24 protein-coding genes, 1 tRNA gene and 1 pseudogene are annotated in these 24,034 nt (G+C 60.6%); 14 read left to right on the top strand and 12 right to left on the bottom strand.

Annotated features, from left to right (window positions below; translation table 11 throughout):
* Window positions 1-36 precede the first annotated feature (36 nt).
* The 10 genes and pseudogenes from nuoK to VFI82_05115 all read right to left on the bottom strand — a co-directional run bounded on the left by nuoK (window position 37) and on the right by VFI82_05115 (window position 8,974).
* On the bottom strand, window positions 37-339 hold the full coding sequence (nuoK, locus tag VFI82_05160) for an NADH-quinone oxidoreductase subunit NuoK (protein HET7184049.1): 303 nt from the start codon (window positions 337-339) through the stop codon (window positions 37-39).
* Window positions 339-836, bottom strand: coding sequence for an NADH-quinone oxidoreductase subunit J (locus VFI82_05155; GenBank protein ID HET7184048.1), 498 nt, complete (start codon window positions 834-836; stop codon window positions 339-341). The genes nuoK and VFI82_05155 overlap by 1 nt, the downstream gene beginning before the upstream one ends.
* A 79-nt stretch (window positions 837-915) precedes the next feature.
* Window positions 916-1,941 carry an NADH-quinone oxidoreductase subunit NuoH gene (gene nuoH, locus VFI82_05150; GenBank protein ID HET7184047.1) on the bottom strand — a complete coding sequence of 342 codons (1,026 nt, stop codon included), beginning with the start codon at window positions 1,939-1,941 and terminating at the stop codon, window positions 916-918.
* A 43-nt stretch (window positions 1,942-1,984) separates the two neighbouring features.
* The gene (locus VFI82_05145; protein HET7184046.1) at window positions 1,985-4,333 is read right to left on the bottom strand and encodes a molybdopterin-dependent oxidoreductase; all 2,349 of its coding nucleotides are present in this window, start codon (window positions 4,331-4,333) and stop codon (window positions 1,985-1,987) included.
* Between the two features lie 231 nt (window positions 4,334-4,564).
* On the bottom strand, window positions 4,565-5,881 hold the full coding sequence (gene nuoF, locus VFI82_05140; protein ID HET7184045.1) for an NADH-quinone oxidoreductase subunit NuoF: 1,317 nt from the start codon (window positions 5,879-5,881) through the stop codon (window positions 4,565-4,567).
* 29 nt (window positions 5,882-5,910) lie between these two features.
* On the bottom strand, window positions 5,911-6,285 hold the full coding sequence (locus VFI82_05135; protein ID HET7184044.1) for a four helix bundle protein: 375 nt from the start codon (window positions 6,283-6,285) through the stop codon (window positions 5,911-5,913).
* Between the two features lie 19 nt (window positions 6,286-6,304).
* Window positions 6,305-6,787: an NAD(P)H-dependent oxidoreductase subunit E gene (locus tag VFI82_05130; protein ID HET7184043.1), complete on the bottom strand. Its 483-nt coding sequence runs from the start codon at window positions 6,785-6,787 to the stop codon at window positions 6,305-6,307.
* A complete protein-coding gene (gene nuoD / locus VFI82_05125) occupies window positions 6,787-7,992 on the bottom strand; it encodes an NADH dehydrogenase (quinone) subunit D (GenBank protein HET7184042.1) in 1,206 nt (401 codons plus the stop codon). Before nuoD ends, VFI82_05130 begins: the two co-directional genes overlap by 1 nt.
* A complete protein-coding gene (locus VFI82_05120; protein HET7184041.1) occupies window positions 7,992-8,489 on the bottom strand; it encodes an NADH-quinone oxidoreductase subunit C in 498 nt (165 codons plus the stop codon). The genes nuoD and VFI82_05120 overlap by 1 nt, the downstream gene beginning before the upstream one ends.
* Before the next feature lie 122 nt (window positions 8,490-8,611).
* A pseudogene (locus VFI82_05115) lies at window positions 8,612-8,974 on the bottom strand (NADH-quinone oxidoreductase subunit A).
* Window positions 8,975-9,165: 191 nt separating this feature from the next.
* On the opposite strand from VFI82_05115, the gene VFI82_05110 reads away from it, so the two are divergent.
* The 4 genes from VFI82_05110 (at window position 9,166) to VFI82_05095 (ending at window position 11,236) form a co-directional block, all read left to right on the top strand.
* The gene (locus VFI82_05110) at window positions 9,166-10,038 is read left to right on the top strand and encodes a hypothetical protein (protein ID HET7184040.1); all 873 of its coding nucleotides are present in this window, start codon (window positions 9,166-9,168) and stop codon (window positions 10,036-10,038) included.
* A gap of 27 nt (window positions 10,039-10,065) precedes the next feature.
* The gene (gene thiS / locus VFI82_05105; GenBank protein ID HET7184039.1) at window positions 10,066-10,275 is read left to right on the top strand and encodes a sulfur carrier protein ThiS; all 210 of its coding nucleotides are present in this window, start codon (window positions 10,066-10,068) and stop codon (window positions 10,273-10,275) included.
* Window positions 10,276-10,425: 150 nt separating this feature from the next.
* Complete coding sequence (locus tag VFI82_05100) at window positions 10,426-10,941, top strand: MerR family transcriptional regulator (protein HET7184038.1); 516 nt, start codon at window positions 10,426-10,428, stop codon at window positions 10,939-10,941.
* 31 nt (window positions 10,942-10,972) lie between these two features.
* The gene (locus VFI82_05095) at window positions 10,973-11,236 is read left to right on the top strand and encodes a hypothetical protein (GenBank protein HET7184037.1); all 264 of its coding nucleotides are present in this window, start codon (window positions 10,973-10,975) and stop codon (window positions 11,234-11,236) included.
* A gap of 86 nt (window positions 11,237-11,322) precedes the next feature.
* On the opposite strand, the gene VFI82_05090 is transcribed toward VFI82_05095, so the two are convergent.
* Window positions 11,323-12,189, bottom strand: a complete 867-nt coding sequence (locus VFI82_05090; protein ID HET7184036.1) for an aminotransferase class IV — start codon at window positions 12,187-12,189, stop codon at window positions 11,323-11,325.
* Window positions 12,190-12,270: 81 nt separating this feature from the next.
* On the bottom strand, window positions 12,271-12,996 hold the full coding sequence (locus VFI82_05085) for a methyltransferase domain-containing protein (protein ID HET7184035.1): 726 nt from the start codon (window positions 12,994-12,996) through the stop codon (window positions 12,271-12,273).
* Between the two features lie 99 nt (window positions 12,997-13,095).
* Between VFI82_05085 and VFI82_05080 the strand changes: the two genes are divergently transcribed.
* The 10 genes from VFI82_05080 to VFI82_05035 form a co-directional block, all read left to right on the top strand.
* A tRNA-Leu gene (locus tag VFI82_05080) sits at window positions 13,096-13,184 on the top strand.
* A 49-nt stretch (window positions 13,185-13,233) separates the two neighbouring features.
* Complete coding sequence (locus VFI82_05075) at window positions 13,234-13,692, top strand: nuclear transport factor 2 family protein (protein ID HET7184034.1); 459 nt, start codon at window positions 13,234-13,236, stop codon at window positions 13,690-13,692.
* A gap of 2,455 nt (window positions 13,693-16,147) precedes the next feature.
* Window positions 16,148-16,375, top strand: coding sequence for a hypothetical protein (locus VFI82_05070; protein HET7184033.1), 228 nt, complete (start codon window positions 16,148-16,150; stop codon window positions 16,373-16,375).
* A gap of 136 nt (window positions 16,376-16,511) precedes the next feature.
* Window positions 16,512-17,111 (top strand): DUF4126 domain-containing protein, encoded by a 600-nt coding sequence (locus VFI82_05065; GenBank protein ID HET7184032.1) that lies wholly within the window; start codon window positions 16,512-16,514, stop codon window positions 17,109-17,111.
* Between the two features lie 97 nt (window positions 17,112-17,208).
* Window positions 17,209-18,375 carry a 3,4-dihydroxy-2-butanone-4-phosphate synthase gene (ribB, locus tag VFI82_05060; protein ID HET7184031.1) on the top strand — a complete coding sequence of 389 codons (1,167 nt, stop codon included), beginning with the start codon at window positions 17,209-17,211 and terminating at the stop codon, window positions 18,373-18,375.
* A gap of 130 nt (window positions 18,376-18,505) precedes the next feature.
* A complete protein-coding gene (locus VFI82_05055; protein ID HET7184030.1) occupies window positions 18,506-20,395 on the top strand; it encodes a glycosyltransferase family 39 protein in 1,890 nt (629 codons plus the stop codon).
* Window positions 20,396-20,468: 73 nt separating this feature from the next.
* Window positions 20,469-20,603 carry a hypothetical protein gene (locus tag VFI82_05050; GenBank protein ID HET7184029.1) on the top strand — a complete coding sequence of 45 codons (135 nt, stop codon included), beginning with the start codon at window positions 20,469-20,471 and terminating at the stop codon, window positions 20,601-20,603.
* 280 nt (window positions 20,604-20,883) lie between these two features.
* Complete coding sequence (locus VFI82_05045; GenBank protein ID HET7184028.1) at window positions 20,884-22,230, top strand: homocysteine synthase; 1,347 nt, start codon at window positions 20,884-20,886, stop codon at window positions 22,228-22,230.
* Between the two features lie 2 nt (window positions 22,231-22,232).
* Window positions 22,233-23,357 (top strand): homoserine O-acetyltransferase, encoded by a 1,125-nt coding sequence (locus VFI82_05040; protein HET7184027.1) that lies wholly within the window; start codon window positions 22,233-22,235, stop codon window positions 23,355-23,357.
* 11 nt (window positions 23,358-23,368) lie between these two features.
* On the top strand, window positions 23,369-24,034 hold a 666-nt coding region (locus tag VFI82_05035; protein HET7184026.1), incomplete at its 3' end, for an SDR family NAD(P)-dependent oxidoreductase.

Genomic DNA, 24,034 nt, shown 5'->3' with positions numbered 1-24,034 from the left:
GGTCTGAATCTTGACTACCGACCGCCGACTGCCCTCTTACAGCTTCAGCAAATTCACTCGATCAACATTCAAGGTTTCCCGGGTGCGGAAAACGGAGATGATAATGGCCAGTCCGACCGCAGCCTCCGCGGCCGCGACTACCATCACGAAAAAGACGAACACCTGCCCGCTGAGCCGGTGCCAGTGCGCCGCGAAGGCGACAAAGGCCAGGTTCACGCCGTTCAGCATCAGCTCGATGCACATGAAAATGGTGATGATGTTGCGCTTGACCAGGAACCCGGCCACGCCGCAGCCGAACAGGATGGCGCTGAGCACCAGGTAGTAGGAAAGTGGGACCATCAGCGCTCCCTCCTCGCCAGCACCACCGCGCCCATGATGGCGACCAGGATGAGCACCGAGGTGACCTCAAACGGCAGCAGAAAGTCACGGAAGAGCAGGCGTCCGATCTCCGGTGGTGTCCCGGGCAGCGCACCGGCGGAAACCGCTCCCGATGCCGGGTTCTGCCGGACCAGTATCCATGCCACCACGCCCATTAAGACCAAGCCGCCCGGCACGCCGAGAACGAGCGCAATGCGGCTGCCGCGAATACGCTCTTCCTCGCCGGCATTGAGCAACATGATGACAAAAACAAACAGCACCATGATCGCGCCGGCATAGATGATCACCTGGATGACGGCGACGAATTCGGCGCCCAGGAGCATGAACTCCACCGCCAGCGAGCCCATGACGACGATCAGCGACAGCGCGCTGCTGATGGGATGGCGCTGCGCGAGCAGGTTGACGGCGCCTGCCACGCAAATGGCGCCGAACAGCGAAAATAGTGCGAGATGGAGCATCTTTTCAGTTCATGTGCAGCGGCGGAATTTATTCCGCCAAATTGAATCCCGCGGATTGAAATCCGCCGCTACACCAAGTTCACGCTCGCAATGCCACGGCCAGGCTGGTGATGATGACGTTGGCGACCGATAGCGGCAGCAGGAATTTCCAACTGAACGCCATCAACTGGTCGTAGCGGAAGCGCGGCAACGTTCCGCGGATCCAGATATATAAAAAAAGGAAAAACAGCACCCGCAGGAAAAACCAGAACAAGGGCAACAGGGCCTGCAGCAGCGCTGGCCCGAATACCGGCCCGCTCCATCCGCCCAGGAATAGCACCGAGGCAAGACAGGCAACGGTCACCATGTTGGCGTACTCGGCCATGAAGAACATGGCGAACTTCATCGAGCTGTACTCGGTGTGGTAGCCGGCGACCAGTTCGGTTTCCGCTTCCGGCAGGTCGAAGGGCACGCGGTTGGTCTCCGCGAACGCGGCGCAAAGATAAATGAAAAAAGCGAAGATTTGCGGGAACGAGCCGCCACCGAAAATGTTCCAATGCCAGAAGCCTCCGAGTTGCCGCTCCACAATTCCGCGCAGGCTGAAGGTGCCGGAGAGGATGAGAACGCCGACCAGCGACAGGCCGAGCGTGACCTCGTAACTCACCATCTGCGCGCTCGCCCGCAACGAGCCGAGCAGCGAATACTTGCTGTTCGAAGACCATCCCGCGAGTGCGATACCGTACACGCCCATGGACGTGATCCCCAGGATGACCAGCAGCGCGACGTTGACGTCGGTGATCTGGAAAGGAATGCGCGCGCCCCGAATCGTCACCCAGCCGCCGAAGGGAATGACGGCGATGGAAGTCAGCGCCAGGGTCAACGATAAGATCGGCGCCAGCAGGTACAAGGACCTGTTGACATAAGGAGGTGTGAGGTCTTCTTTAAAGATAAACTTTAAGCCGTCGGCGAGCGGCTGCAGCAGTCCGAACGGGCCTACGCGCGACGGTCCCCAGCGGTTCTGAATATGGCCCACGAGCTTGCGTTCGAGCCATACCGTGTAGGCGACGATGGTCAGAAGCACTACCAGCGCGATCACGATCTTGACGATCGAGACCAGGACAAACATACCGACACTGAGATTGCCTGACAAGCTGTTCGCTCTTAGCTTTTCAAACCGCGACTTCTTTGTCGGCCGGATCCTTCTGCTCGCTCTCGATGACCGAATTCAGCGTCTTCGAGAACCTTCCGAGCGTGCCCGAGGTAAACAGCGTGTCCTCCGACGGCACGATCAGGTCGGGATGGCTCGGAACGCCACTGACCGGCACGATGCGCGTGTGCTCGTCGTTGCCGGCCATCAGGTTCAGACGCGAGACATCGTAGCCGGGCACGAGGCGCTGGATCTCGTCCAACATTGCCAGCGCATCAAACGGGCTTAGCTTCGGTTCCAGCCCGTGACGTTCCAGCCAGATCGCGTGACGATCGGCCTCGCCGGATTGAGCCCCGCGCGACTGCCCCATGTCGACGCGCAGGCGCTGCCCGAAGGGCACAAGCTTGCGAACGTCGTAGCCGGTTTGCGCGGCAATGCGGACGATGATCTCGAAATCCGTCTTGGTACCTTCAACTTCCCCCGCCTTGCGCAGCAATTGCAGATCGCCGCAAGTGTTGGTGAAGGTGCCCGACTTCTCGTAAGCGCACGCTGCCGGCAGTACGACGTCGGCAGCCACGGCGGTCTCATTCAAGAACATGTCCTGCACGACGACGAACGCCTTTGACAACACGAACGCATCGAGGCCGTAGCGGGCGACCGGATTCGAGCCGACGATGTAGAGCGCCTTGATGCTGCCGTCTTTGGCGCCATCGAACATTCCGCGCAGGTCCAGGCCCGGCTGCCTGGGAACCGAGGCGAACCACTCTTCCTGCGGCAGTGCGGCGTTGACCGGCAGGTATCCGGGCAGCAGGTCGGGAAACAAGCCCATGTCGGCGGCGCCTCGGGAGTTCGCGTAGTCACCCAGGCAAATGAACTTGGCATTCGGCAACGCGCGCACCAGTTCGGCAATGCCGGCAGCGCGCAATTCAGAACCGAAGATCACGACCAGCTGCTGCTCACCGCGAAGTTTTTCACGCAGTTGCGAAAGCGTGTCCGCCGATGTTTCACCGGCTGCCAGCGCGGATGGCGCAGCATCGTTTCCGGCGAGGAAGTGAACGAACGCGCTCTCCCCGTTGTCTTCGGAAACTTGCGAGAACACCGCGGCCTGGCGGCGCAACTTGATAGGCGAGGAATTAACCACGTACAGCCGCGCGCGGCGCAGGCGCACGTTGTTGCGGATCTGCCAGGCGAGCAGCGGGTGCTGGTCGGTGGGGTTGTTGCCGATGAGCAAGATCGCCGGCGCGATGGTAACGTCGCGCATGCTCGCGGTGCGGTCGTTTCCGCCGAGGGCGTTCACGAAGCCGGGAAAATCGGCGGTGCGGTGGTGGTCAACGCTGTTGGTGCCCATCACCGTGCGCGCGAATTTCTGCAGCAGGTAATTCTCTTCGTTGCTCGTCCGGTTCGAGCCGATTACCCCGAACGCCCGGCCGCCATGTTCTTCCTTGATCTGCTTGAACCGTGTGCCAATCAGCTCCAATGCGTCTTCCCACGTGGCCGGTTGAAGCCTGCCATCACGTCGGATCATCGGCTGCTTGAGGCGGCGCGGGTCGTCGGCAAAATCGAACGCGTAGCGTCCCTTGATGCAGAGGAAATCGGCGTTGATGCCGCTCTTGTCGCGATTGTCACCGCGCACGATCTCCATGCCCCCCGGCGCGCGCCGCACCCCGAGCGTGGTCTTGCACCCGTCGCCGCAATGGGTGCAGATCGAGCCGACGTGGTGCATCTCCCAGGGCCGCGTCTTGTAGCGATAGGCGCCGCTGGTGAGCGCGCCGACCGGGCAGATGTCAATGCACATGCCGCATTCTTCGCACCACAGGTAATCTTGCTTGTTGGGCGCGATGGTCTGCGACGAGCCGCGGTTCTGCACGCCCAGCGCCCACACGTCCATGCCCTCGCCGCAGACGCGCACGCAGCGGTAACACATGATGCAGCGCGGCCGGTCGAAGTACACCACGGGCGACCACTGCTGCTCGTCGCGGTGGTTCTTGATGTCGATCAGCTTGGACTCGGCGGCGCCGTAGGTGAAGGTCATGTCCTGCAGTTCGCACTCGCCTCCGGCGTCGCACACCGGGCAATCCAACGGATGGTTGCCGAGCAGCAACTCCAGCATCGACTTGCGCGCCTGCCGGACCTCATCGTTCTCGCTGCTGACGTTCATGCCTTCGCTGATCACGGTGGTGCAGGCGGTCTGCAGCTTCGGCATTTTTTCGATCCGCACCAGGCACATTCGGCACGCGCCCTGCAGCGACAACCCGGGGTAATAGCAGAACGACGGGATCTCGATGCCTGCCGACTTGCAGGCCTCGATCAGCAGCGTTCCCGAGGGCGCCGTGATCTTCTTGCCGTCGATCGTGATGTTGACGTCAGCCATGAAAAGTTCAATTGTGTAATCGGGTAAAGTAACCGACTACCGTTTTTGTCGTGCTGTGCGTTGCGCGGAAATAATTTGCGCATCCGCGGTGTTCGGCAGCGCGTGATACATTCGAATGATCCGAATCGCAAAAGCCTTGGTCCTGTCTCGCAGTGACTCCGGCTCCGATCGCACTTCGCCACCTCCAACGGGTTGCAACTTTACACAATTACCCGATTACCAAATTTCACTTTATGCGAGCACCGGCAATTGCTCGACCGTGTTCTTCTCATAAGGACACGGCCTACCCTCCAGGTGTGCTTCGAATTCTTCCCGGAATTTCTTGACGATCGAAATGATCGGCATGGCGGCAGCGTCGCCCAGCGGGCAGAACGTGCGCCCCAGCATGTTTTCCGCCAGGTATTGAATGTTGTCGATGTCCTTCTTCACGCCGGCACCGGCGTGGAAGCGGTTCAACGTCTTCTTCAGCCAGTCCGTACCTTCGCGGCAAGGAATGCACCAGCCGCAGCTCTCGTGTTGGTAGAACATCATGATGCGCTGCGCGTACTTCACCATGCAGGTCTGGTCGTCGAGCACGATCACGCCGCCGGAGCCGAGAAACGTCCCCGCCTTCATGCAGGAATCAAAATCCATGGCGATGTCGCACTCTTCCGCTTTGAGCACCGGCACCGACGATCCCCCGGGCGTGATCGCCTTCAACTGGCGGCCTTTCCAGATGCCGCCGCCGACTTCCTCGATCATCTTGCGCAGGTTGTAGCCAAGCGGAAGCTCGTACACGCCGGGCTTATTGACGTGCCCGCTCAGGCAGAACAGGCGCGTGCCGCCGTTTTTCGGCGTCCCGATCTCGGCGTATTTTGTGCCGCCGCCGAGCATGACGTGCGGCACGCTGGCCAGGGTCTCAACATTATTAATGATGGTGGGGCCGCCCCAGAGTCCGACGACGGCAGGGAAGGGCGGACGGATGCGCGGAATCCCGCGCTTTCCCTCCAGCGATTCCATCAGCGCCGATTCTTCTCCAACCTCGTATGCGCCGGCGCCGGTGTGCCAGTACACGTCAAAATCGATGCCGCTGCCGAAAATATTCTTGCCGAGAAAGCGACGGGCATAAGCATCGCTGAGCGCCTGGCGCATGATGTTGACCAGGTACCGGTACTCGCCGCGGATGTAGATGTACCCGATCTTGGCCCGAATGGAGAGGCCGGCGATCACCGTGCCCTCGATCACCGCGTGCGGATCGTGCTCCAGGATGAGCCGGTCTTTGCAGGTGCCGGGTTCACTCTCGTCGCCGTTGCAGAGCACGTATTTCGGTTTCGGCGATTCCTTGGGAACGAACGACCACTTCATGCCGGTGGGAAAGCCGGCGCCGCCACGACCGCGCAGGTTCGACGCCTTGACCTCGTTGATGATTCCGTCCGCGCCGAGCGCGAGGGCCTTCTGCACCGCCTTGTAGCCGTCTAGTTCGAGGTAGCGGTCGATTTTGGCCGCACCCTGGCCGAAGCGCCGGGAGACGACCTTCACCTCGTCGGGATGGGAAACCAAGTCAGCCATTTGTAATTTGTAAATTGGTAATTTGCAATTTACCTGTGCGACCGCGAACTGCTGAGCGAAGCCGTGAAAATCGCGGTCAGCTCATGCGCTTCTTTCAGTAATGACTCCAGCTTGCTTTGCGCCATAATGCCGTTCTCGCCTAGCAACTCCAGCCAGTAAATCGTTTCGTCCGCTTCCTCGACCACGATTCCGAGCTTCGAAATGAAATCCGGCCGCGAGCGACCCCGACACGCCGAGCGGTAGTTTGCTCCAACCGAGGTTCCGGCGCGCAACAACTGTCTCCCGATCACCTGTGCTTCCGCTTTCGAGGGCAGAGCCCGAAAAAGCCGGATGATCCTGCTAGCAAACGCTTTTGTTCGGTCGCGCAACTGCTCCGGACTCGTAATCTCGGATGTCGTCGCCATGAAAATTACAAATTACAAATTACAAATTAGTCTTGCTTCGATACTGTTGTATGACGTCGTCCACGCGTTCGGTCGTTAAGTTTTCGTGAAAGTCGTAATTCACTTGCATCGCCGGCGCCCAGCTGCAGGCGCCAATGCATTCCACCTCTTCGAATGAAAACATTCGGTCTTCCGTGGTGCCCTTGTGGCCGATGCCGAGCCGCTGCTTCACGTGCGCGATGATTTCGTCGGTGCCGCGCAGCATGCAGCAGATATTGCGGCACACCTGCACGTTGTACTTGCCGCGCGGCTTGGTGATCAGCATCGAGTAATAGCTGATCACGTTGCGCACTTCGAGCTCGCTCAAATCCACTTTCTGCGCCACGTAGGCGATCGCCTCGTCGGACAGGTAGCCGACCTCATCCTGTGTGTAAAGGAGCATCGGGACCAGGAACGACCGTCGCGTAGGGTAGTCCTTCATCTTCTCGGTGAAGAAAGCGTCGAGTTGCTCGCTGACTACCATTACCGGTCCACATCCCCCAACACGATGTCTATGCTCCCGATTGCCGCCACGACGTCGGCGATCAGGCGGCCTTCGCACAACCGCGACAGGGTTTGCAAATTGGCGAACGATGGCGCGCGCACGTGCACGCGATACGGCTTTGCCGTGCCGTCGCTCACCATGTAAAAACCAAGTTCGCCTCGCGGCGATTCCGTCGCCACGTACACCTCGCCCGCCGGAACCGTGAAGCCTTCGGTGATGATCTTGAAGTGATAGATGAGCGCTTCCATCTGCGTCTTCATCTTCTCGCGATCGGGCAGCACCACTTTCGGCGCGTCGGCCTTGATCGGGCCCGCGGGCATTCCCGCCAGGCACTGCTGAATGATCTTGGTGGATTCGCGCATTTCCTGGACGCGGCAGATGTAACGCGCGAACACGTCGCCGTCGCTGGAAACCGGCACGTTGAATTGAAATTTCTCGTAACCCGAGTACGGGGCATCGCGGCGCAAGTCAATGTCCACGCCGCTGGCGCGCAGGGTCGGGCCGCTGGCGCCAAGCGCGATGGCGTCCTCCGCCGTGATGTGCGCGATCCCCTTCGTCCGCCGCATCCAAATGGGATTGCTGGTCAGCAGATTTTCGTATTCATTGATGCGGGCAGGGAAGCGGTCGGCAAACTGTTTTACGCGTTCAAAGAATCCGATCGGCGGCTCCATGCTCAGGCCGCCGACGCGGAAGTAGGAATCGAACATGCGCTGGCCGGCCAGCGCTTCGAACAGGCGCAGGATGTCTTCGCGCTCGCGGAAGCAATACAGCAATACCGACATGGCGCCGATGTCGATGGCGTGCGTGCCCAGCCACACCAGGTGCGAGTTCAGGCGCGTCAGCTCGTTCATCAGCACGCGCATCCACTGCGCGCGCGGGGGCGCCTCGATGCCGAGCAGTTTCTCCGCCGCCAGCACGAAGCCCAGCTCATTGCTGAATGGCGACAGGTAATCCATGCGGTCGGCGAGCGGGACGCCCTGCTGGTAGAACTTGGCCTCGTAGGTTTTCTCGATCCCGGTGTGCAGGTAGCCGATGTCCGGCATCATGCGAACCACGGTTTCGCCGTCAATCTCCAGCACCAGGCGCAGCACGCCGTGGGTGGACGGGTGTTGCGGGCCCATGTTTAGGATCATCGTGCGGTCGCCGCTCTCCTCCAGCGACGCGATGTGGGGAAGATGGCCCATCAGCGATAGCCCTCGACGGGATAATCTCTGCGCAAAGGGTGGCCTTCCCAGTTTTCCGGCATCATGATGCGCCGCAGGTAGGGATGGCCTTCAAAGCGGATGCCGAAAAGGTCGAAGACTTCGCGCTCGAAGAAGTTCGCCGCCGGCCATACGGAGGTGACCGAATCCACCACCGGATCGTCACCGCTGAGCTTCACTTTCAATCGCACGCGCCGCTTTTTCGAAATCGAGAAGAGGTGATACACCACTTCGAAGCGCGGTTCCGACGGGTACCAGTCGACGCAGGTGACATCGGAAAAGAAGTTGTATTGCAGTTCGGAATCGTCGCGCAGGAGAGCACAGGCTTCCCGGATTGCGTCCCGTCGCAGGTAGATACTAAGTTCGCCGCGATCGAACTTCGCACCCTCGACCGCGTCGGCGCGCATGGCCACCAGCCGCGCCAGCTCCGGCCGGTCTTTCAGTTGCTCCACGTCGGTGATGGCGGGCGCCACAGGCATGGTTAGCGCTTGCCCCCTTCCATCGGCGCCATGACCGCCGGCACGGGGCCGGGAGCTTCGCCAGGGTGAACCATCGTGGCCGGCGCGCTGGAAACTCCGGCGCCGATGCGTTCTGCTCCCGACCAGTCCAGCACTCCCTTATTCCAAACATAGAACAGGCCGACCAGCACGATGCCGATGTACACCAGCATCTCCCAGAAACCGAACATTTTCAGTTCGCGCAGCAGCACCGCCCAGGGATACAGGAACACGGCTTCCACATCGAACAGGATGAACAGCATCGCCACCAGGTAGAACTTCACCGAGAAACGTTCGCGCGCGTCACCCACGGGCGTCATGCCGCATTCGTAGGGGGACATCTTGGCGCGGCTGTAACGATGCCTGCCGACCAGGGTGGAGAGGACCACCATTCCGCCCGCCAATGCCAAAGCGATTGCAAGTTGAAGCAGCAGCGGCAGGTAACGGGCAAAGTAGTTGTCCGGCATAAGGGAGCTGTATATAATTCGCGCCCAAGCACTGGGCAAACAATCGACTATAGTTTTGCGTCCTGTGCAGTGTCAAGCAGGCTAGGAGCGGCGCGCGACGCGCGTTTGCGGTCGTCAGCGCACCGCGCCAGCGGCTTCTACCCTGACCCCGCGGCAGACAAAAAACCGCGACAGTTCCGGCTGTTTCTCGGGTGCATTTGGTGATTTTCGGCTTCAACACCGACGTGAAGTATGCGGACACCGTGTACCACGTGCAGACCGAGGCTCGTCAGCACGAACTCCTCCTGCAAACTCTAGTCTTCGTGAAAGGGCGCTGCATCGGCAAGCGCGCCACTTCGTACGCGGAAAAGATGAAGGACCCGGCGTTCTCCGAAGAGCGCGTGCACGAGTTGCTCAAGGATCAGCACAAGCATTTTGTCGCCGCCGTGCGCGAAGGCCACATCGAAGCCGAAATCGAACCGCACGCGGAGCCCGCGGCGGAGGTGCAAGCCGTTGCCGCTGCGCCGGCCATGACCGCCACCGACCTGGCGGAACTGCCGATCATAGAGGATTTCGTCGTGCACGCGGACACGGCGGCGGATGAGGCGAACCTTGCGCCCGTCACGACGCCTGACATTGCAATTCCTATACCGCTGGAGCCTGCGCCATCTGCTCCGCCGGCCGATGTTTCTCCGCCCGATGAGTTGGCCGCGCAATCCGCTGCCGCTGTGGCCGGCAAACCGCAGGACGCGGGTTTTAGCCTTTCTCCCGCCGGCTCGCAGATCGGGAAAGGATTGTCGTTGGAGTGTCTGCCCCCGACGCTATCCGGCGACGGCAGCGGCATCACCATCGGTGTGAAGATCACGGATGAAGGTGCACCGGCCGGGGAGGCGCAAGTTGCCTGCCGCATTACTTCCGGCAAAGCCGCTGCCACCTATGTGTACGCGAACGCCGGCAACGAAGGCGTGGCCGACGTCTACCTCGCGCTGGGCGGACTCGACCTGACCGCGACTGCGGTCCTCGTCCAGGCCACGCATCGCGGTAAATCCGCCAGCCGGAAATACAACTTGAAGCCGACCACCTAGTTGCGTTTGATATTCTTGCTTCCACCCATGCGCTTGCTCATCAACGGCGAAGAACGCGACTTTGCTGGCGACCGCCTCACCCTGGCCGCGCTGGTCGAGCAACTCGGCATGAAGTCCGACCGGGTTGCGATCGAACTCAATCGCGACATCGTCGCTCGCGACCGCTGGACGACGACGTTCCTCTCGGAAGGGGACCGGCTTGAGATCGTCCACTTCGTGGGTGGCGGCCGCTCCTGATTCCGGATCCTCCTCACCTCTGAGCCGGCGGCGTCATCTTAATCAACGTTTTCCACCGCCGTTTCATCTTGACTTCCCACATCACACGCCTAAAATGTTTTAAACATTTATAGATAGTATTGTTTTTAAGTTTTTTGGGATAGGGAGAGCATGGAGCAGCGGTACACATCGAACGAGGTCATCGCTCTGACCGGCATCACCGCGCGCCAGCTGCAGTGGTGGGACGAGCGAGGGCTGGTGGTTCCGCTCAAGCAGGGCCACCGCCGCCTCTACTCGCTGGATGATGTCGCGGAAATGGCGGTGATCTGCGATCTTCGCCGCCGCGGTTTCTCGCTACAGCGCGTCCGCATGGTGATCCGCTTCCTGCAAAAAGAATTCGGCAAGCGTCTGGTGCAGACCGTCAGCGCCGGCTCCGATTACCACCTGCTCACCGACGGCAAGCGCCTGTTCCTGGAAACCTCGCCGCAGCAGGTGATCGACGTTCTGAAAAATTCGCGCCAGGCGATGTTCACCATCTGCTTGAGCGATACGGTGCGGCAGGTGCGCGCCGAACTGCAAGACGTGAAATCCGGCGCCGCGCAAAACCCGCGCCCGCCGGCTCGGGAGAAGAAGTCGGTCCGCTCTGATTCCGGTGTGCGGCGGTTGCGCGCCCGGCGCGTTTCATAAATGAAGACGCCATCATCTGCGGAGGTGACGGATGGTCGTTGAGATTGACGTTCTGAACGAGTGGGTCCCGGAGCAAATGGGCCCCGGCGCCATGTTCGTGCTGGAAAATGCGGGCGAAGTGGGGGAAGCCGACGATCCCTACTGGGCGGTTCTCGCCTGCCCGGCTTGCGGCACTCTCGGTCTGATTACGCGCCGCCAGATTTCGGGTCTCATTCCCATCATCTGCGGCTCCGACAAATGCTCGGCGCAATTTTTCCTGAACGACGGCCAGGTGATGGCGCGCCAGCCCAGCTAGTTGCCGGGCTTAATTAGCGCTCCCATGAAGTGGGAATTCAGTTGACCCGACCCTTCTCTGAAACCTGACTCCTGCCAGTCTCCGCCTTACTTCACTGCCGCCGCCGCTCGCCCCAGATACTCCCGCACGTAATGGTTGAACATTGCCCCCAATTTTTCCGTCACTGGACCAGGGGCCTGTTTCATCGCGCGCTTCTCGATGTGCGAGATCGGTTGCACGTGCCGCGTGGTCGAGGTGATGAACACCTCGTCGGCGTAGTTGAAATCCTCCAGCGTCAGCGTCCGTTCGGCAATTGCGATTCCGGCCTTGGGCGCTTCTTCCAGAAGAACAGCGCGGCTGACTCCCGCCAGGCAGCCGGAATTGAGCGGAGGCGTTGCCACGTCGCCGCCGCGCACGCAGAAGACATTGGCCGCCGTGCTCTCCGCCACCTCTCCCCGCTCGTTCAGCAGCAGGGCATCGTCAAAGCCGCGCTGGTGTGCCTGTTCAACCATCCAGGCGTTGCCCAGCCACGAAGTCACTTTCGTTCCGGCCAGCGGGTGCGCCGCGTGGCGCCCGTTCTCCTGCACCGAGAGCTTGGTTGGACCGACGCGGGTGGGCACGTCCACGGCGTACATGATCAGGTCCACGGGCGGAAACTGTTCGTCGCTTTTCCAGATGCCAACAGTGTTGAAGATGAAATAAACACGCACACAGGCGTTGCCGGCGCGGTTCGCCTGCAGCATCGACAGCATGGAGTCGCGAACTTCCCCCAATGTGAATTTTAGCGGCAGTTGAATGCGCTTGGCATCGCGTGCCAGACGCTCGTAGTGCCGCTCGAGCGCGAACGGAATGCCGTCGTACACTCGGACCGTGCTGAAGATACCCCACCCGTTGATCAGGCCCGCCTGCCCCGGCGACAGCCGCACCTCTTCCAGGGGAAGTACACGGTCGTTGTGATACACAAATCGGTACATGAAGCCTCCGCCAACTTGGTAGGAGATAACGTCCTTATTGTAATCGGAACCATCAGCGACGCGACTCTAACTGTGTACTGCTTATGTGCGCGTGATCGCCCGCTTGGCCTTACGGACGAAATCTTTCAAAACCCTCTTCCGGCGTTGCGCTTCGTAGAGTTCCGGGTGGACCAGCGACAGGACCTCTGCTGTCTTCGATGGCAGTGAGAATCTTGCGGCGACCGCGTCGGCGACGTAGAGAACGGTGTTCTGGCGGTACCACCAATCCACCTGCCGCTCATTCCAAATCCGCGGCCGGATGCAGTCGTACGCCGAGTAGCGCTGTTTTTCAAACAGGTTCTGCCAGTAAGCCGGCCACTGCTCATTGACGTGGCGCCGGCCTCCCTGGCCCGGTATCGCCGCCGAGAACAGCACAACATCGGACAGCGACGTGACCGTGGTCACTAGAATTTCAGCGGCATCCAGCGGCAGGTGCTCGGCGACTTCGCAGCAGATGGCGAGATCGAATCGCCGGCCAGTACGGAGAGGTTGGGCCAAATCCGCGGCCGTGAATCGTTCTTCCGGGATGTACAGCTTGGAGGGGCGTGAGCCGTCGTAGCCGTGATAATCAGCGGCCCCGAGCTCTTCCGCCGCCTTCAACCAGGTTCCGGTGCCGCAGCCGACATCCACCACGCTGCGCGGCTTGATGACGGCAAAAACCAGCGGCAGGATGAGCTTGGCCGACGCGTACGAGCCCTCATTCTTCGCCCCATAGAAACGATCGTCATACGCGCGCGCGAGAGAAGATTTGGCTTTGCTGGTCGCCATCGCTGCGGTTGATCATACCTCTTGCGCGACCGGAAACTCTTGTGCGAAATCGCTCCACCATCCCGTATCATGACCATGGTCCGGCCGTTTTGTGGCCCCGCCCGGGTGGCGAAACTGGCAGACGCACGGGACTTAAAATCCCGAGCTCCGAAAGGGGCGTGCCGGTTCAAGTCCGGCCCCGGGCACCAGACCTCCAGCATCTGCAGTGCCTGTAGAATCCGAAGCGATGGAGGGGTCATGCCAATATCGGCGTTGATGATGCTCGCCGGGCTCTTGCTGTTTACTGCGGCACAAATGTCTCCGCGATCCGCCGACGAGCAGGCGGAACAACAGGTGCGCCAAGCTAGTGACGACGAGGTTCAGGCGTTCCTGCGCAACGATCCGAAAGCGATGGGGCGGCTTTGGTCTGACGACTTGGTGGTTACCAACCCCTTGAATAAGTTGGTGAACAAACAAGAAGTGCTCGGCATGGTTCAATCCGGATTCCTCGTAATCACGTCATACGATCGTCGTATCGAACACGCGCGGGTTTATGGCGACACGGTGATCCTGGCGGGCAGTGAAACCGTTGTATGGGGCGGGAAGATGCCGGTTGCCGGCAAAACTCAGCAACTCCGATTCACCGCCATATGGATGAAGCAGCAGGGACGCTGGCAAGAGGTCGCACGTCACGCGAATATTGTTCCGCAGCAGTAGCTCGCCACAGGCGCGACACGATTGAGGCCAGGTGGCGAAATGGAAGCAGGGCACCTATGGAGCGGAGCCATCGTGGATAAAGATCAAGAACCCTGCTTACAGCCAAATTCAGGGAAGGCACGAGCAGTTCGACAGAATGCGGAAGCGGGCCGCGTCAGTGGGACGGTAGAGGAGAACGTTTTCTCGGAGAATCTATCGAGCAAAACAGCTTGGCCGAAATTAGGCTCTACATTAACGTGAAGGCATCTAACATCCCCGCCTGCCTCGGCCAGCCGGGTTATCAGGTCGGCAGTCTCATTTAGCCCGTCTGCCGGAATTTCACGTACTTCGGCGATAAGGTTCAGCTTGTATTTGGCCGCCTTCGCAGGTGTCTTCGCCCCGGCGTGCCTCCACCCGCGACGTGTCAGCATCCTGGAAACCCCGACCACAGAGTGACTGCCACAGACACTGCACGAATCGTGAGGGCTGTTGGTAATGACTTCACAATTTGCGCAATACACAGCATTGCACAGAGGAACTGCGCTCAGGCAACCTTCGCTAGCGCTCCCGACTTTTCTAACCCGAACCGTTTCGTTGAAATGGCCGAGCAGGATCAGAATCGCGCCGACTAGCAAGCCCCAAGGGCCCGCGGAGAGGCAAACGATTCCAAGGAAAATAACACCCAACAGCCGCAGCATAAGTCACCAACAGTTTTTGTCACCCCAACAGGGCAGTGAAGGCAGAAGCGCTGCCCCAGATTGGACTGCCCGTTTGCGTTTGACAATTGCCCGGGTGAAGTAACCAGAACGGCTACCTCGCCTACCGTAGCCAAAGCGACAGGGGGGAAACAGAAACCGATTCAATGTGAACAGTGCAAGCGGCCTTTTGATTCCGTTCCCAATGGTGTGGAAGACGGTGAGGTTAAACGGTGGCGGCGCCGAGACTCTAGAGCCCTTTTCACCGCCCCCGCTAAGGGGTGGCGGCGCCGAGACTCTAGAGCCCTTTTCACCGCCTTCCCGCGAAGGAGTAGCCAGAACACGGTCCAGCGACCCTCCTCAGTTCTAATAGGGTGAACTTCGCCTCGAAGAAATATAGGTTCGACGCAATAAAATCCGGGCGCAAGCGGCCCTTTCCCTCCATTCGGGGCAAGCATTCAAACTGCGGTGAAATAGTATCGCCATGCTGTGCCGGAACTGCAGCCGCGCAGACTCGCTTACCACGAAGCCGGTGACTAGAATGAATTCCAGGGGCACGGATGGCACGCCATGAATGTCACGATACTTAAGCCACTAGCCGCGCTGGTGCCAGCCTGCATGTTGTTTGCCGGTGCGTTGGTTTTGTTTCTTAGAGGAAAGACTGCGTGCTCTTTGCTTCAGTTACTCGGCTCAGGGTGTCTGGTCCTTGTGGTTCTTACTCACGTCTCCGAGGCGCTTCACCTGTTTTCTGCCATGCAGTGGGGACTTGAGAACAGGGTTGGTCATTATCTTGATTTCGTCAATGCTGCTCTTGGTCTTACCTTGTTTCCCATTGGATATTTATTTTTCGCACTCCGAACGCGACGGCAATTTCGCGGACGCTGATGGAGAATGCTGACGGAGAAAGAGCGGCGGGCAGGTCGGAGCACGGGCGGGAAGGGCGAAAACGGCAAAGCGTCACGTTCTGAAGCACTGGCAAGTGCCTCAGAACAGCGCACGGAGCGTCACGCCAAGCCGGGTCCGGCGCATTTCGATCCACCTCTCGCACTCCTTCAGTTGTAGACGTGACGACTTGCTTTCGGGGTGGAGAGCGATCTGAGCGTGGAGGTTTGTTGCTATTTCTTCAAGTTCAGCGATGTTTTTTTTGTCGTATGCCACAAGAACCTTCCTTAGAGGGCGAGCATACGGCAGACGAACCGGCGCGCCACGGACCTCAATAGATTCCTAACACCGAGATTTGCTTCTATTTTGTTACTTGCGCAGTGCGCAACTCCTTGTAAACACGCGAAACGCACAACTTGGAAAAAGAATGGGTTGGACTTAGAGTCCCGAGAGCCGAACGGCTCGTGCCGGTCAAGTCCGGCCCCGGACACGGATCCTCGATCTTGGTGCTGAACTTGGTAGAAACCTCCACTGGACTTTCAAAGGGGTAACCCGGCACAAATCCGGGTTTCAAAGCTCAATCGGTGCCTAGAGCGCAACTGTCTTGTTTTCATTCAGTTGCCTGATCCTGCCGGCGCATGATCGGATGATGTAAGTGGCTGATTCTATTGCCTTTCGTCAAATAATCCTAAAACTGGCGACTTTTTACTTGCCGCCGCCGGGAAAAGTGCTTAGAATCGTCGGTTTTGGCAGCAGTTTTGGAACGTGCCGTAGCGGTAAGCCGTGGGGCAACCCGGCGCGTTTCAAGTGAATCCTTCGGCCGGAATTTGGAATCCAATCAATTGGCCCTTAAAAATCTAGGACATAAATAACCTTCTTAAGGCAGGTCAGATCTCATCATGGCGAAGCGACGTGGAAATCCGAACTGGGGCAAGCCCGAGCCGATCGGGCCGATTACCCCGACCGTCACCGAGTTCGAGCAGGTCGTGCGCGAGTTCAAACTCTCCCCCGATCAGTACCTGCGCTCCACCCGTCTGCGCGAGTGGGCGCGCCGGAATAAGAACTCCAAGTACATTCCCGAGCCCCTCCTGGAAGCTTGGGGTTTCGAAATCGAGTCCACCCTCTAACGGGTTGGACGGACCGGATCTGGGCCGCCCTAACGGCGGCCTTTTTCCTTTCCGATTTCGCATCGCCGAGTGGCAACTTGAGGGTTGGCAATAGCCGCCCGGGCTAGTCCGGTCATCCAAACAATCGCGCACCGCGATGCCTATTTCTTATGACCAACTCGCCGCGCTGATCGCGGCCACCAGCTTTGCCGCCGGCCTGAACGTGTATGCCACGATCGCGACGCTGGGCCTGCTCGCCCGTGCCCAGGTCCTGGCTCTGCCGCCGTCGCTGCATCTGGTCGAAAGCTGGCCCGTCATTGTGATTTGCGGCGTGATGTTCGTGATTGAGTTCTTCGCCGACAAAATTCCCGCCTTCGATTTGATCTGGAACGCCCTGCACACATTTGTTCGTGTTCCCGTCGCCGCCTTGCTCGCATACGGCGCCGCCGCCAATCTTCCGCCGGTGGCGCAGGCCCTCAGCGCTGCCGCCGGAGGCGCCATTGCCCTGGCCGCTCATGGCGGAAAAACCGCTGCCCGTGCTGCTGTAACACCCTCGCCGGAGCCCTTCTCCAACATGGCGCTCAGCGTCAGTGAAGACGTCGTTGCCATCGGTCTCACTTGGTTCGCGACCCGGCATCCGATGCTTGCCGGGGCAATCGTAGTAGTCTTTCTCCTCGGCATCGCATTCATGATTCGCCTGGTCATCCGCGCCATGCGCCGCCTCTTCCGTGGCGCCGAACGTGCCGTGGCCGGATGAATCTCCTTCCGGATTGCCGGATACGCTGTCCTCACCCCGAGAGCCACAGCCGACAGCTGATAGCTCTTCCCCCGTCCCTCCTTGTAGAATTCCACCAATGACCCCCGCATCACCATTCACCGACGTTCCCACTGCCCTCGACGAAATTCGCGCCGGGCGCATGGTGGTCGTGGTGGATGACGAAGATCGCGAAAATGAGGGCGACCTTACCCTCGCCGCCGAGAAGATTACGCCGGAAGCGATTAACTTCATGGCCAAGTACGGGCGCGGACTCGTCTGCCTGGCCCTCACCGAGGAACGCCTCGACCACTTGCGTATCGGCCCCATGACCACGGAAAACACCTCGCAATTCGGCACCGCGTTCTGCGAAGCCATTGACGCCCGCAACGGGGTGACCACCGGAATCTCCGCGTACGACCGCGCTCGTACCATTCACGTCGCCATCGATCCTGCCGCCCGTCCCGCTGATCTTGCTCGCCCCGGACACGTGTTCCCGCTGCGCGCCCGCCACGGCGGGGTGCTGGTGCGCGCCGGCCAAACCGAAGCATCGGTGGATCTGGCTCGCTTGGCCGGCATGGTGCCTGCCGGCGTGATCTGCGAAATCATGAACGAAGATGGCACGATGTCGCGCGTTCCCGACCTGGTGAGGTTCTGCGCGCAACATCATCTCAAGATGCTCACGGTCGCCGAACTCATTCGCTACCGCATGCAGCATGAGCGCTACGTGCAGCGCGTCGGTGAGTCGGTCGTGCCCACCCGGTTTGGGGAGTTCCGCATGATCGCCTACGAAAGCGAGGTGGATGGCGGCGAATCGCACATCGCGCTGCTGCGCGGCGACGTCGAACATGCCGCCGGCCCGGTGCTCGTCCGCATGCACTCGCACTGCCTGCTGGGCGACGTTTTCGGCGCCACCTGGTGCGGCTGCCATAACGTGATTGAAGGATCCATGCAGCGGATCGCCGAAGAAGGCCTGGGAGCGATCATCTATCTGCACCACGGGTCGAAGGGATTCACCCGCGAAAAGCTTGGCGACAAGCCGGTGCTCACCTTCCATCGCGAACATCGCCTTCCGGCTTTGCCCGAAAGCGAGCGCAAGACGCAGCGCGAAATCGGAATCGGGGCCCAGGTACTTTCCGACCTCAATCTTCGTCGCATTCGCCTGCTCACCAATCATCCTCGCAAGGTTGTGGCGCTGGAAGGTTTCGGCGTCGAAATTGTCGAGCAGGTGGCCATTCCATCGCCGAATGCCGTGAGCGCGCCCTGAAGGAAGGATTGCTGTCACGGTCGGAAGTGCCGCATCCCGGCCTGGCCGCGTCGCGAATTTTCAACGCCGCATCGAGTGCGGATGACGTTCCGCAGATCGGCAACCTGTTATGATTTCACTCTGACCTGCGATGGCTACCCTGTCTTCGACAACTGAAACCACCCTCGCCGAACCGGAACCAGCTTCTACCCACTCGACAGCGCGACGCTGGGCTCCGTGGTTCCTGCTGCTGCTCTCGGCTGCGGTGTACCTGGGCACGGCCTCGCATCCGGCGCTGCTCGACGACGCCGACGCTTCCCACGCGCTCGTCTCGCGCGAAATGCTCCAGCGCGGCGACTACGTCGTCATGTTCCTCAACGGCGTGCGCTACCTGCAGAAGGCGCCGATCCACTACTGGATGGTCGCGCTCGACTACAAAATCTTCGGCCAGACCGAGTTCGCCACTCGCCTTCCCGTAGCACTGGCGATGATCGGCCTCACGCTCATGGCCTTCGAATTTGCGCGCCGCTTCTTTGGTGAACGAGCCGGACTCTACGCCGGCCTGGTGACTGCCACCAGCGTGGGCATGTTCATGTTCACCCGCATCATGATCCCGGAAGCCATCTATGCGCTGGAATTCACCGCCATATTTTATGTTTTCCTGCGTGGTTGGACGGGATCGCTGCCTTCACGATTCGCGGCCTACAGCGTCGCCGTTCTCACCGCTTGCGCCGTCCTCACCCGCGGTTTGATCGGCGTTGTGTTTCCCGTGGCAACCATCCTCGGGTTCCTGATTTTGACGCGCGGATGGAAGCGCTGGCGCGAGCTCCGTCCTTTTTCCAGCACGCTGATTTTCCTTGTCATTGCCGTTCCATGGCACTTGATCGCCGAATTGCGCGCCCCCGGTTTCCTATGGTCGTACTTCATCAATGAGCACTTCAAGCGTGCTATAGGAACGCGTTGGCCTCCCGACTACGACGCCACACCGCTGCCCATCTGGTGGGCGGCCCACCTGGCCTGGTTCTTTCCCTGGAGCGTATTCCTGCCGCTCGCGATCAAGCAAATTCCATCCGTGCGCACCTGGTTCAAGCAGACCAGCGTGGAAGCCCAAGCGCGGCTGTTGCTGTTCGCCTGGTTTGCGGTTGTGTTCGGGTTTTTCTCGCTCGTGGTCGGTTCCCGCATGGAGTACTACTCGTTCGGCGGTTGGCCGGCGGTTGCCATTCTGATTGGGCTCGGCATTGCCCGCGCTGAAGAGCGCCCCGACAAATGGCTTCCGCGCCTGCAGGGTGTCCTTGCCATCATCGGAGTCGCGCTCGGGGGAGTTCTGGCGTGGGCGGTGTGGCAAGCCTCTCGCGTTCGCGCCACCGGCGATATCTCTACCCTGCTGAAGACCCATCCCAACGATTTCTACCGCCTCAGCATGGGACACCTGTTCGACCTGACGCCGCAGGCCTTCGCCGACCTGCGCACGCCCGCCTTGATCGCTGCCGCCTGTTTCTCGGTTGGATTTGGAGCTACCTGGCTCATCGGCCGAACCCGTCGCATCATGGCCGGCACGCTGGTGCTCGGCGTCACCATGGGCGTGTTCGTCTTCGCGGCCAACCTTGCCTACGGAGTTTTCGAGCCGCATATGTCGTCGCGGTTCATGGCGGAAGCGATCTTGCAACACCTCCGCACCGGCGACCAGATTTTCGTATGCGGAGAATTTGATCCTGCCTCCAGCGTATCTTTTTACACGCATCGCCAGTTGCTGATTTGGGACGGAAGGTACAACAACCTCGAATTAGGTTCGTATTATCCGGACGCGCCCAAGATTTTTTTTACCGACACCACGTTTCATGCCTACTGGCTTTCGCCGGTGCGCGTCTTCCTGGTGGTTCCGCAGGAACAGCGAAAAGCCGCTGCGCAATACCTCGAACGCAATCTCAAGGAACATACCTGGCTGCTGATTGAGAGCGGCGGGAAAGCGGTCTACGTGAACCAGCCCCTCTATGCCGGCCAACCTTCGCTGGCAGGGGAGCTCTTGGCGCGTTCCCAATAGGCGAAAGCAGAGATCACTCCGGCCGGTGACTCCCGTCACGGAACCCTGTTCCGCAGGGGTCCAAACTATATTCATGCCGATCCTGTTCATGGCGCTGATCGCCTTGGCTGTGTTCCTGGTCATGGGCGGCATGGTCTTCTATGCGGCCTATGCCGAGTCGCGCACCGCGCATCCGGACGATGCGGCGCGGCCTGCGCCCCGCGGCTAGGGACAAAGCGCGATGGCTGACTCACTCCCGCGAGTGACGCAGCTCACATGACGCTGTATTGACAGAAAATTTTCGACGGGTATACTGTTTTTTCATGTTCGACGTCGCCCACAACACGACCATGGCCATGTGCACCATGATTATGTGCATGCCTCGTGGCCTGTGGGCGCGAACCAGCGGCTGAAATTGAAAAATTAGCCGCCAAGATTCAGGCGACCCACGGTCCACCAGGATCGTGGGTCGTTTCTTTTTGCGCCAACCTTCAGCCCAGGAGACAGCGATGAGCGACAACGGCAACCCTGCTAGACATTTCGACACCCTGGCGGTGCATGGCGGGCAGTCACCGGATCCCGCAACCAAGGCGCGCGCCGTGCCCATTTACCAGACCACCTCCTATACCTTCGACGACGCCGACCATGCCGCGCGGCTCTTCGCCCTGAAGGAGTTCGGCAATATCTATACCCGCATCATGAACCCGACCTCGGACGTCTTGGAGAAGCGCATTGCCGCGCTCGAAGGCGGAATCGCCGGGTTGGCGCTCGCCTCCGGCCAGGCTGCCGAGACGCTCGTCATCATTACCCTGGCGTCGGCCGGCGACGAAATCGTCTCCACCACGTCGCTGTACGGCGGCACCTACAACCTGTTTCACTACACGCTTCCGAAGCTTGGCATCAAGGTGCGCTTTGTCGACGCCGAGGACTACGACGGCCTGCGTGCCGCCATCAATTCGCGTACCAAGGCGGTGTACGCCGAGAGCCTCGGCAATCCCAAGCTCGACATTCCCGATCTCGAGCGCTTGGCCGCCATCGCGCATGAGCAGGACGTGCCCTTCGTGGTGGACAACACCTGTCCGTCGCCTGCGCTCTGCCGTCCCATCGAATGGGGCGCTGACATCGTCGTGAATTCCGCCACCAAGTTCATCGGCGGCCACGGAACCTCCATCGGCGGCGTGATCGTCGATAGCGGAAAGTTCGATTGGAAAGCCTCCGGCCGCTACCGCGACTTCGTCGAGCCGGACCCGTCTTACCACGGCGTCAGCTATACCGAAGCTTTCGGCCCCGCCGCGTTCATCATCAAGGCGCGCGTGCAGGGCCTGCGCGACACCGGTGCTTGCTTGTCGCCGTTCAATTCTTTTCTGCTGTTGCAGGGTGTCGAGACTCTGCACCTTCGCATGCAGCGTCATTCCCAGAGCGCGCTCGAAGTCGCGCGTTTTCTAAAAACCCATCCCGAGGTGGAGTGGGTCAACTATCCCGCGCTGCCGCAGGGAAGGTATTACGAGCGTGCGAAAAAATATCTGCCCAAGGGCGCGGGCTCGCTGGTCACCTTCGGTATTCGCGGAGGCTACGAAGCGGGGCGAGCGCTCATCAACTCTCTTGAACTTTTCAGCCTGCTCGCCAATATCGGCGACGCCAAGTCGCTGGTCATTCATCCCGCCTCCACTACCCACCAGCAACTCAGCGACGAGGAACAGCGCTCCACCGGTGTTACGCCGGAGCTGGTGCGCTTGTCGGTCGGCATCGAAGACGTGCGCGACATCATCGCCGACCTTGACCAGGCCTTGGGGAAGGGAAGCGCGAAATCGGCGACCGCCACCCGTGAAGCGGGGTTGCAGGCCGCGGGAGACTAAGCATGGCTGCCATTGAACCCACCGTCGAAGCGAACTGCAGGCTCGAGGGAACATTCCGCCTCGAAGCCGGTGGTGAACTTCATTCCCCCGAGGTGCGTTACGCGCTCTACGGCGAACTTAACCGCCGCCGCGACAATGCCATCCTGGTCTGCCACGCGCTCTCCGGTTCGGCCCGCGTGGCCGACTGGTGGCCCGAGCTGTTCCCGGGCGTCTTCGACACCTCGCGCTACTGCGTGATCGGCGCAAACCTCGTCGGTTCCTGCTACGGATCCACCGGGCCGGCCTCACTCAATCCTGTGACCGGCATCACCTATGGTCCGGACTTCCCGCTGGTCAGCATCCGCGACATGGTGCGCGCGCAGGCGCGCGTCCTCGATCAGCTGGGCATCGAGCGCCTGCACACCGTGGTGGGCGGATCGATCGGCGGCATGCAGGCCCTGCAGTGGGCGGTGGATTTTCCGCAGCGCGTGGAGCGCTCCATCGTCATCGGCGCAGCGCCGCTTTCGGCCATGGGTTTGGCGTTGAACCATCTCCAGCGCCTCGCCATCCAGTTGGATCCCTCGTTCCGCGACGGACGATACGCGCCCGGCGAGGGGCCCCAGGCGGGGCTTGCTCTTGCCCGCGGCATCGCCATGCTGTCGTACAAGTCGCCGGAATTGCTCGCCGAGCGCTTCGCGCGCCGTCCCAACCGCAACGGTGAAGACCCCTACCGTTCCTATTCGGACCGGTTCGATGTCGCCGGCTATCTGGATCACCAGGGCGACAAGTTCATAGCGCGCTTCGACGCCAACAGCTACATCGTGCTCTCGAAAGCGATGGACACCTTCGACCTGGCGCGCGGCTACGACTCGGAACGCGAAGCGCTACGGCGCATTCGCGCGCGCACGCTGCTGGTCGGAATCTCGTCGGACTGGCTGTTTCCGCCGCAGGACGTTCGCGATCTGGCGCAGCGTATTCGCTCGGCGGGACACGCCTGCGACTATGCCGAGCTGAAGTCGGCGCATGGCCATGACGGCTTTCTGGCCGATATGGACCAGCTCGCGCCGTTCATCACCGCCGCGCTCTGGCGTCCGGCCCATCCAGCGGTTCCGATCGCGGGCCCGCGGCTGGCGCGCGCCGCTAACTAGGAGAGGTTCAAATGGAACAAACCCAGGCAGTGGATCAGGCCATCCGGCTCCCCAAAGACCTGTTGCGCGACCGCGTGGCCATCGTCACCGGCGGCTCGCGCGGAATCGGTCGTGCCACCGTCGAGCGCCTCGCGGAAGCCGGCGCACACGTGATTGTGAACTACCTCACGCATGACCGTGAGGCGGACCTCGCGGTACGCGCCGCGCGCGAACTGGGCATCGAAGCTGTCTGCGTGCAAGGCGACATCAGCCGCTGCGAAGTTGCCGAGCGCCTGGTGGACACTGCGCTTGAACACTTCGGCCAGGTAGATATTCTGGTCGCCAATGCCGGCATCTGGGAAGGCGCGCCGGTCGAGGAAATGTCGGAACAGCTTTGGGACCGTGTGCTCGATGCCAACCTGCGCGGCACCTTTACCTGTTGTCGCGCGGTCGTTCCCTGCATGAAAGCGCGCGGGCGCGGCTCCATCGTGGTGGTCAGCTCGACCGCGGGCCAGCGCGGCGAGGCCGGTTATTCCAACTACGCCGCCTCCAAGGGGGGCCAGATCAGCTTTGCCAAGTCACTGGCCACGGAACTGGCGCCCCAGATCCGCGTCAATTGCGTCGCGCCCGGCTGGGTCGATACGGAGATGAACGATCCGGTCTTTCATAACAACGGCTTCAAGCGTCACGTGGAGGAC

This window comes from Terriglobales bacterium (assembly GCA_035691485.1).
Lineage (GTDB): Bacteria > Acidobacteriota > Terriglobia > Terriglobales > Acidobacteriaceae > JAIQGF01.
The sequence above is the reverse complement of the archived record's forward strand: the minus strand, read 5'-3'. Positions and strand labels throughout refer to the sequence as shown.